This is a genomic window from Vibrio sp. TRT 2004 (assembly GCF_050113735.1).
Lineage (GTDB): Bacteria > Pseudomonadota > Gammaproteobacteria > Enterobacterales > Vibrionaceae > Vibrio.
Genome location: NZ_JBNJOH010000075.1, coordinates 1 through 9,105, shown reverse-complemented (window position 1 = coordinate 9,105; position 9,105 = coordinate 1). Strand labels below are relative to the sequence as shown.

At 44.3% G+C, this 9,105-nt stretch carries 8 protein-coding genes and 2 riboswitches; of the genes, 5 read left to right on the top strand and 3 right to left on the bottom strand.

Going from position 1 to position 9,105, the window contains the following annotated elements; translation table 11 throughout:
- The first annotated feature begins 55 nt into the window (after window positions 1-55).
- Window positions 56-358 carry a 50S ribosome-binding protein YggL gene (locus ACQEXR_RS19310; RefSeq protein WP_427020950.1) on the top strand — a complete coding sequence of 101 codons (303 nt, stop codon included), beginning with the start codon at window positions 56-58 and terminating at the stop codon, window positions 356-358.
- A 43-nt stretch (window positions 359-401) separates the two neighbouring features.
- Here ACQEXR_RS19310 and ACQEXR_RS19305 read toward each other — a convergent pair whose 3' ends face one another.
- The gene (locus tag ACQEXR_RS19305; protein WP_427020949.1) at window positions 402-644 is read right to left on the bottom strand and encodes a hypothetical protein; all 243 of its coding nucleotides are present in this window, start codon (window positions 642-644) and stop codon (window positions 402-404) included.
- A 309-nt stretch (window positions 645-953) separates the two neighbouring features.
- Window positions 954-1,067, top strand: a riboswitch (glycine riboswitch).
- Between the two features lie 2 nt (window positions 1,068-1,069).
- A riboswitch (glycine riboswitch) is annotated at window positions 1,070-1,153 on the top strand.
- Window positions 1,154-1,267: 114 nt separating this feature from the next.
- Between ACQEXR_RS19305 and ACQEXR_RS19300 the strand changes: the two genes are divergently transcribed.
- Together ACQEXR_RS19300 and ACQEXR_RS19295 are read left to right on the top strand one after the other, a co-directional pair.
- Window positions 1,268-2,641: a sodium:alanine symporter family protein gene (locus ACQEXR_RS19300; RefSeq protein ID WP_331416972.1), complete on the top strand. Its 1,374-nt coding sequence runs from the start codon at window positions 1,268-1,270 to the stop codon at window positions 2,639-2,641.
- A gap of 368 nt (window positions 2,642-3,009) precedes the next feature.
- Window positions 3,010-4,530 carry an HD domain-containing phosphohydrolase gene (locus tag ACQEXR_RS19295; RefSeq protein ID WP_426950606.1) on the top strand — a complete coding sequence of 507 codons (1,521 nt, stop codon included), beginning with the start codon at window positions 3,010-3,012 and terminating at the stop codon, window positions 4,528-4,530.
- Window positions 4,531-4,536: 6 nt separating this feature from the next.
- Here ACQEXR_RS19295 and ACQEXR_RS19290 read toward each other — a convergent pair whose 3' ends face one another.
- Window positions 4,537-5,175 (bottom strand): LysE family translocator, encoded by a 639-nt coding sequence (locus ACQEXR_RS19290; RefSeq protein WP_427020948.1) that lies wholly within the window; start codon window positions 5,173-5,175, stop codon window positions 4,537-4,539.
- Between the two features lie 164 nt (window positions 5,176-5,339).
- Here ACQEXR_RS19290 and ACQEXR_RS19285 point away from each other — a divergent pair, with 164 nt between their 5' ends.
- Entirely contained in the window at window positions 5,340-6,821 is a 1,482-nt protein-coding gene (locus ACQEXR_RS19285) for a carboxypeptidase M32 (RefSeq protein ID WP_427020947.1), read from the top strand.
- 200 nt (window positions 6,822-7,021) lie between these two features.
- Window positions 7,022-7,594 (top strand): YceI family protein, encoded by a 573-nt coding sequence (locus tag ACQEXR_RS19280; protein ID WP_426950602.1) that lies wholly within the window; start codon window positions 7,022-7,024, stop codon window positions 7,592-7,594.
- Between the two features lie 584 nt (window positions 7,595-8,178).
- Here ACQEXR_RS19280 and ACQEXR_RS19275 read toward each other — a convergent pair.
- On the bottom strand, window positions 8,179-9,105 hold a 927-nt coding region (locus ACQEXR_RS19275; protein WP_427020946.1), incomplete at its 5' end, for an IS256 family transposase.

Below are 9,105 nucleotides of genomic sequence, written 5' to 3'. Positions count from 1 at the left end.
ATGGATAACATTTCATCGTTTCCCAGCGGTGGTCATGGAGTACAAAAAGTGAAGCATAATTAGGATCAGCTATTTAGGCGAGTTTGCAATGAAAGGTTTTGAACTGAGTTGCGAAACAAACATCAATGATTTTGATCGATACGATGCATTTGTTGATGACTTCATCGACTACATCGATGGACTAGGTCTCTGCTTTGGTGGTGGCGGCTTAGAACTCTTCGAAGGTTTCCTATGCTGTAACCAACGCTATGCTGATGCGACTGAAGAACATCAAGCTCTAGTTTTAGCATGGTTAGAAGCGCGTGAAGAAGTGAAAGCGGTGAAAGTGAGTGAACTTGTAGACGCAAACTACTTCTAATCTCGATTATAGCGCCTTAAACGGCGCTATTTTTTTATTGGTCTTATCTCACTTCCATTCCTAGATTGTACTGCGCTAAGCAGCGTGTCACGTAACTTACCTTTAACAAGGCAGCAATAATTATCGTACTAATATGGGCGGCGATTTGTTCACTCAAAGTGAAGTGGTGCGCATATGGGTAGCAAATCAGCACACTAAATATCAACGCCACAAAGGTAAGAGTCAGAGCGACATTGGAAAATGTTAGTAACTTTTTGAATGTTATTTGGCTTGGTTGAGCAGACATATCGACCTCACTTGGATCATCTTATAGTAGTTCAAGCTCCATACTGCATTTCTCTTGCCATGATTTAACTTTAACAAAATCAACAAATTAGAATCACCACTCCCAGCAATAAAGTCATATTGACACCATCAAACAAGAGTCAATATGACACAATAAGATCATTAAAACCCACACTTATCTCGATAATAAAATCGATCAAAAACATGCAATTCTGTTATTGAATTACATCAAAATAATGATAAAGTTCACACGTCGACAGCGAACAGTGCTATCGACCAACTTTTGCTCTTAAATTGAGCAATTGTTCCGATGAAGACTGCAGGAGAGCGGTTATTTACCAAATGTTAACATTTGCATAAAATAACCTACCGAAGAAGTAAATCTTTCAGGTGCTATTTAGGTAGCGAGGACTGTAGTTGGAGGAACCTCTGGAGAGAACCGTTAAATCGGTCGCCGAAGGAGCAAGCTTTACGCAAGTAAAGTGAAACTCTCAGGCAAAAGGACAGAGGAGTGGAAAGATCTAACCTACTACACCGCTTTTCTGCCTGTAGTTAATCAGAGATCCCTGATCTCTGTGCTTTCCCTCTTCTCCTTAAATAAGCATTATCACTTAAGGGGAAATCATGGATAACCTGCAATCTTTACTAAAAACAATCGACAACTTTGTCTGGGGCCCACCGCTTTTAATCTTGCTGGTTGGTACTGGGATATACTTCACTTTTCGCCTCGGCTTACTGCAGTTTCGACACCTTCCAACCGCTTTGAAACTCGTTTTTAGCAAAGATGACTCTGGCAAACAGGGCGACGTCTCTAGTTTTGCTGCTTTGTGTACAGCTCTTTCGGCAACAATCGGCACTGGTAATATCGTCGGTGTCGCGACAGCAATCAAACTTGGCGGGCCTGGTGCCCTTTTTTGGATGTGGCTTGCGGCTCTGTTTGGTATGGCAACCAAGTACGCAGAATGTTTACTCGCCGTAAAATACCGCCAAACAGACGACAAGGGACAGATGATTGGTGGCCCAATGTACTACTTACAGTACGGCGTTGGTTCCAAAACTCTGGCCGTTTTGTTCGCGGTATTTGCACTGGGTGTTGCCTGTTTTGGTATTGGCACCTTCCCACAAGTCAATGCCATTCTTGACGCAAGTGAATTATCGTTTGGCGTTTCACGCGAAATATCAGCGAGCCTACTGACTTTATTAGTAGCATTTGTGACGATCGGCGGCATCAAATCTATCGCTAGCGTCGCGGGTAAAGTCGTCCCTGCGATGGCACTTTTCTACGTTGTTGCCTGTTTAAGTGTGATTATCACCAATGCAGATAAATTGCTTGATGCGATCGAACTAGTGCTCGTTTCTGCCTTTACTTCAACGGCTGCAACGGGAGGCTTCCTAGGCGCAAGTATCATGCTGGCAATTCAATCTGGAATCGCTCGTGGTGTGTTCTCTAATGAGTCCGGCCTTGGTAGTGCACCCATGGCGGCAGCGGCAGCAAGAACTGACTCTTGTGTCAAGCAAGGTCTTATTTCAATGACAGGCACCTTCTTCGACACAATCATCATCTGTACGATGACAGGTCTGGCGTTGATTCTTACGGGAGCATGGCAAAGTGACTTCGCTGGTGCGGCGATGACAACACACGCTTTTGCCGTCGGCCTGAACTCACAAACTTTTGGCCCAATGCTGGTTTCTATTGGCTTGATGTTCTTCGCTTTCACGACCATTTTAGGCTGGAACTACTACGGAGAGCGCTGTGTCGTATACCTCTTTGGTACCAAAGCAGTATGGCCATACAAGATTGTTTTCGTCTGTTTAGTGGCGTCAGGTGCATTCTTGCAACTCGACATGATCTGGATAATCGCAGACATCGTCAACGGCCTGATGGCGATTCCGAATTTGATCGGACTGATCGCGCTGCGTCAGGTTGTGATTGAAGAGACCAAACGTTACTTTGACTCCGCAATCAACCTCGTTCAAAAGCCTCAACACGTCGTTTAACCTTTTGTACATCGGCAAGCCGCCAATCGGCTTGCCCTTTTTATCATCGCTCACTGAACTCCGCTGTCGTCACTGCTAAATAGACAAGAATGATTGGCTGCCCCCTAAACTTTCGCCTGATGTTCTATGCTTGTACTGTTAGAGCCTCCCTACCTCATTTCTTCTAGATTTATGCCAATTCACCCTATTCTGAGAGCTCTGTCGAACTGAGAGAATTCAATCTTCGTCAATATCTGGACGAGATCCTTGTCTCCATGCAGTGCCCGTTAACTCAACTTGTATTTGATTCCTTTCTTTCCTATACCCATAAGAGGAACCGTCCTAGTTAACAGGCGCCACATACGTTTTAAATTAGCAAGGAAGCTGATATGCCACTAGAGCTGCTCAGGGAAATGGATGAACCCACACTACCTGCTTGGAAAGTCTTGATTGTTGACGATGAGGCAGATATTCATCAAGTGACCGTATTGGTGCTTAAACGTTTTAAACTTGATAACCGACCACTCGAATTCATCCATGCGTATTCTGGAGCAGAGGCAAAAGAAAAACTCTCTACCTATGACGACATCGCCTTGATATTTCTCGACGTTGTGATGGAAACCGATGATGCGGGACTTGAAGTCGCACGCTGGACTCGTGAAGACTTAGGAAATCACAAAACACGCATCGTTTTACGTACTGGTCAGCCAGGACAAGCACCTGAGCAATCAGTGGTCGCCAACTACGATATCAATGACTATAAAGAAAAAACCGAACTGACCAGCCAAAAGCTATTTACCACGGTACTGACTGCCATCCGTTCCTATCGAGATATCGTTACTATCGAAAATGCAAAACAGATGGAAATTAATTATCGCATGGGGCTAGAACGCGTAATTCAGTCCACTTCTGTGATATTTCAACAACATACTTTGCAAACCTTCTCGAGTGGAATTTTAAAGCAGGTACTCTCTTTACTGCGTATGAATGACCAAAGCATGTTGGTCTCGGTACGCGGCCTAACCACACTGTGCCAATCGAATAATCAATATAAAATCTTGGCTCAAATTGGTGATAAAAAGGAAGAATTAGACCCTACCACTCGTCGCTATCTAAATAGTGCTATTGAAAAACAAGCCAGTATTATCGATGGTGATGTATTCGTTGGTTACTTCTCTACCAGTTCAGGAGCAGTGAGCCTGCTCTATCTAAAAGGCGCTAGAAAAATCACCAAACTGGAAAGTCAGTTGCTCACTCTTTTTTCTTACAGCGTCAGTCTCGCGTTCGAGAATCTCTCTCTTAGTCAGGAGATCATTGATACGCAAGGAGAACTCATTTACCGCCTTGGTGATGTGGTTGAGTCGCGCTCGCAAGAAGCAGGAAATCACGTAAGGAGGATGTCGGAGCTCAGTTATGAATTGTGCCTATTACTCGGTTATTCAGAAGAAAAAGCCAACGTATTACGCCAAGCCGCGCCAATGCACGACATCGGAAAGATTGCCATCCCAGATTCTGTTTTACTCAAGCCAGGAAAGCTCAATAGCGAAGAATGGCAAGTGATGAAAACTCACTCAGCTATCGGTCACAACATACTTGCTGGATCTAAAAGGAAGATTCTTCAAACTGCTGCGACTATCGCCCATCAACACCACGAAAAAGTCGACGGGAGTGGATATCCTCAAGGGTTAAAAGGCGATGAAATTAGCATAGAGGCAAGAATCATTGCTGTTGCAGATGTCTTTGACGCATTAACCCATGAACGCTGTTACAAGCCAGCTTGGCCGATAGAAGACGTGATCACAGAACTAAAGCGCTGTCGGGGTAGTCACTTAGATGCCCACGTGGTCGATACTCTACTGGACAATATTGACGTGGCATTGAACATCAATAACACCTACACCAGCAATTAGGCACAACTAAAGTGTTGTGTCCTCAACAATCAGTTTTGCCCCTAATAGGATAAGCACAGCCCCCGTCGTGCCTTCCATCCACTTCATAAAACGAGGACTTTTTAACAACGTTTTTGCACTGGTTAATGCCCCAGCTAAGCCACATTGCCAGCACATGGCGATGACAAAGTGGATGCTTGCCATGAATAGTGATTGCAGCAATGGTGAGCCTTGTGGGTCGATAAACTGGGGTAAAAAAGCCAGATAAAAAACCGCCGTTTTCGGGTTAAGGACATTGGACAAAAAGCCTTCACGCAGTGAACGACGAACGCGGAGGGATTGATCCTTACCCTCTTTAAACTCCATACCCTGCTGTTTACCCATAACCGTCTTTAAACTACTGATTCCTAACCATATTAAATATGCTGCTCCCAACATTTTAATGAAGCCGAACAACTCCGCGGATTGAGCTAATAACGCAGAGATCCCAACCGCTGAAAATAACGCGTGTACAAACAAACCACTACAGATACCAACGCTGGTTATCGAGCCATCCACAAATCCCGCGCGCGAGGTATTGCGGATAACCAGAGCAGTATCCAAACCCGGTGTGAGTGTTAATATGGTGATAGCGATGACAAACGCTTCAAAGTTTTCAATAAACACGGGATCCATCCTCCTAACTATTTGTCTTCAAACTACCTATTTCCGTCCTAATTTGCCAGAGAATAGTATTGATCTCGAAAACATCTGACATGATCACTGCTTGGTATCACTGTTAATGGTTGGTAAACTGACGTTCTATTTCCAAGGTCAAGGAAGGCATTTCAATGAGTGCATTCAATAAGTTAGTCCAACATTCTAAAAAGATTTCTCATTTTAACCACTTAGCCGCTATCTGCGGCTGGGATCAGGCAGCAATGATGCCTAGTGGGGGTAACCAAGCACGTTCTGAAGCCATGGCGGAGTTGTCAGTTCATATTCATGGCCTGCATACTCAACCACAGCTCGAAGAGTGGTTCTCTGAAGCGGAAAATGAAGCATTAGATGCACAGCAATCCGCTACCTTACGTGAACTTAAACGTCAGTGGCAGCAAGCCAACGTCTTGCCGGAGGCCTTGGTTCAAGCGAAGTCATTAGCTGGTTCAAAGTGTGAACATGCTTGGCGTAGCCAAAGAGGTGAAAACGATTGGAATGGTTTTGAGAAAAACTGGGCAGAAGTCGTAAAACTGTCTCAAGAAGAGGCTCAAATCCGCGCCGAGGCGAACGGTCTTTCTCCTTACGATGCGATGCTAGATATCTACGAACCAGGCACCAGTTCCGCTTCTCTCGACCAATTATTTAGTGATGTCAAAACATGGCTACCTGATCTAATCAACCAAGTCATCGATAAACAGGCAACGGAGCAGTTCATCCAGCCGCACGGACGCTTTGACCCCCATCAGCAGAAAGCGTTGGGGCTAGAAGTGATGTCACTACTGCAATTTGACTTCAACCATGGTCGACTTGATGAAAGTGTTCATCCATTCTGTGGTGGTGTTCCAAGCGACGTACGCATTACGACTCGATATGACCAAAGTGAATTTGTTCAATCACTGATGGGAATTGTTCATGAAACTGGCCATGCTCGATATGAACAAGGCTTGCCAAAAGCGCTTGCTGGTTTACCTTCAGGTGAAGCGCGTTCAATGGGTATTCATGAATCTCAATCTCTGTTCTTTGAAATGCAGGTTGGACGAAGCGAACCCTTTATCGCCCATTTGTCGAAATTGGCCGCTAAAAACTTCCTTGGCCATGATGCCTCGCTATTCACTCAGGAGAACTTCCATAAGCTTTACACGCGAGTGAAAAAGGACTTTATCCGTGTTGATGCTGACGAACTGACCTACCCTGCTCACGTAATTCTTCGATATGAAATTGAACGTGACCTAATCAACGGCAATATCCAACATACCGATGTGCCTGAGCTATGGAATCAGAAGATGCAGCAGTATCTTGGTCTCTCAACAGAGAACAATTATAAGAATGGTTGTATGCAGGACATTCACTGGACAGATGGCGCCTTTGGTTACTTCCCATCCTACACACTGGGAGCCATGTACGCAGCGCAGTTTATGGCTGCGATGCAGAAAACGGTTGATGTGGATACTGCAATTCGAAGCGGTGATCTAACTCCTATCTTCACTTGGCTATCAGACAACATTTGGAGTAAGGGAAGCTTGTTGACAACTGACGAGCTAGTAAAACAGGCCACGGGGGAAACCTTAAACGCCCAGCATTTCCAAGCTCACTTAAGAAGTCGCTACCTGTAAATTATATCGGGCAGCCCGCGCTGGGCTGCTCGGTTTGCTAGCGAGACACCGCATTGCGCAGAAAACTCTAAGCCATTTATCCAAACTTACAGTAAGAGAAAATACTTAGTATTAATTCGGTAAACACTGACATTTCGATTATTGCTAATTGTCTGATAGTTAATCAAAAATAGAAAACTATCTGATAGAAGGAAGTAATAATGAAAAACTTTGTGTACGGCGTTACCTTACTCACCTTGGCTTTCAATTCACAAGCTGACCCACTTTATACAATCGATGAAACACTCTCCACCATTAGTTTTGCTACGATTAAAAAACAGTATATTGCTGAGTCAGCAGTCATCAACCACATACAAGGCATGGTTGACGAAACAGGAACGCTTAAAGCAAGGGTTCCTTTAACTCAGATCAACACTGGCATCCCTATTCGAGATGAGCGTTTGAATCAATTATTTTTCAAAACCGACGCTTATCCAAACGCTGAAGTCATCGCCAAAGTACCAGAGGAGGTACTCACCAGTGATCAGTACATATCACGATTGAGTATCCCACTGTCAATAACGTTAATGGGTACAACAAAGGAAATAACGACAAGTGTCAATGTCATAAAAACCAATGACATTTTATCTGTTTCAACCAGCCAGCCAATGATCATCAATGCCCTAGACTTTGCCATTCCGGAAGACAACCTGAAAAAACTAGCGGAAACCGTAGGTTCTATCTCGATTTCCACGTCCGTACCAGTCTCGATATCCATCGTCCTAAGTAAATAAGCCAACATGAATTAGGCAAAGGATTCATTATCCTTTGCCTTTACTCTCAAACGGCAGATCTATCCCTCGCAACGAGAGCCCTACGGTCATCGATAGCACCAACTTAAATTCAATTTATTGAATAAATTTAATATGCAACTCAAAAAGTATTTTCATTTATTAAATTGAACCCCATTCTGAAAAACAACATTTCAGAACTTACCAAATATGATAATTAATAAGCTGATCCCATAAATAGATTACGGTTTCAACCAACTATAATTTGCTGCTATATACTAAGTTATTGATTACATGGCATTACATGTCATTTAGACACCAAACCAAGATCTTAACAGTTGATTCAGGGCGGTATCGCGCTTTGTTAGCAACTATGATCTAATAGGCCAAAACAATGTGAGTGCGGTGCGCCAAGCCAAAGACACAAACAAGCGGGTTGGTGTAACGATTACAGAGCACAAGTGTTCTTTGGTTTATCAATTAACCAAGGTATGCTCGCGCCCTGACTATTAATTAACGCTAAAGACAAGTGTAATAAATGGACTTTATTATCGGACCCTGTAAATAATTCTGTGTAACTGTCGGGGTTACATGTATTCAGTGAGTCGGTCTTCGAACATAATCATAAAGCGGTTTAGAGCTTGTCGCCAGTTTCTAATCGGCATCGTCCACTTCTTGGAAGCATCTCGGATAGCCAGGTAGATCACTTTTCGAGCTGATTCATCTGTTGGGAAGAGCTTGCGCTTCTTGATCGCTTTTCTAATAACGCTGTTGAGGGATTCAATGGCGTTAGTCGTGTAAATGGCTCGGCGAATATCCTCTGGGTAGTTAAACAGGGTGTTGAGGTTGTCCCAATGCGCCGTCCAAGAGCGACTGATTTGAGGATACTTACTATCCCATCGTTCAGAGAACTGCTCTAAAGCGAGCAGTGCCTCATCTTCTGTGGCTGATTGGTAGATTTTCTTCAGGTCAGCCGTCACCGCTTTGTAGTCTTTCCAAGGGACGTATTTGACCGAGTTTCGCACCATGTGGACGATACAGAGCTGTATTTGCGTCTCTGGGAACGCGGTGTTGATGGCGTCAGGAAAGCCCTTGAGTCCGTCAACGCAAGCGATAAGAATGTCTTTTACCCCACGATTTTGAAGCTCGGTCAGCACGTTGAGCCAGAACTTGGCACCTTCCGTTTCAGAGAGCCACATACCGAGCAGTTCTTTTTGGCCTTCCATGTTGACGCCTAGCGCAAGATAGACTGCTTTGTTGATGACTTGCTTGTCTTGACGCACCTTAACCACGATGCAATCGAGATAGACGATAGGGTAAATCTCGTCGAGAGGTCGCGATTGCCATTCAATCACTTGCTCGAGCACCGAGTCGGTCACCTTTGATATCAGCGTTGGCGAGACATCAGCATCATACATTTCCTTGAACGTTGCGACGATTTCACGTGTGGTCATGCCTTTCGCGTACAGGCTCAATATCTTGTCGTCCATAGATTGGAATCGAGTTTGGTGCTT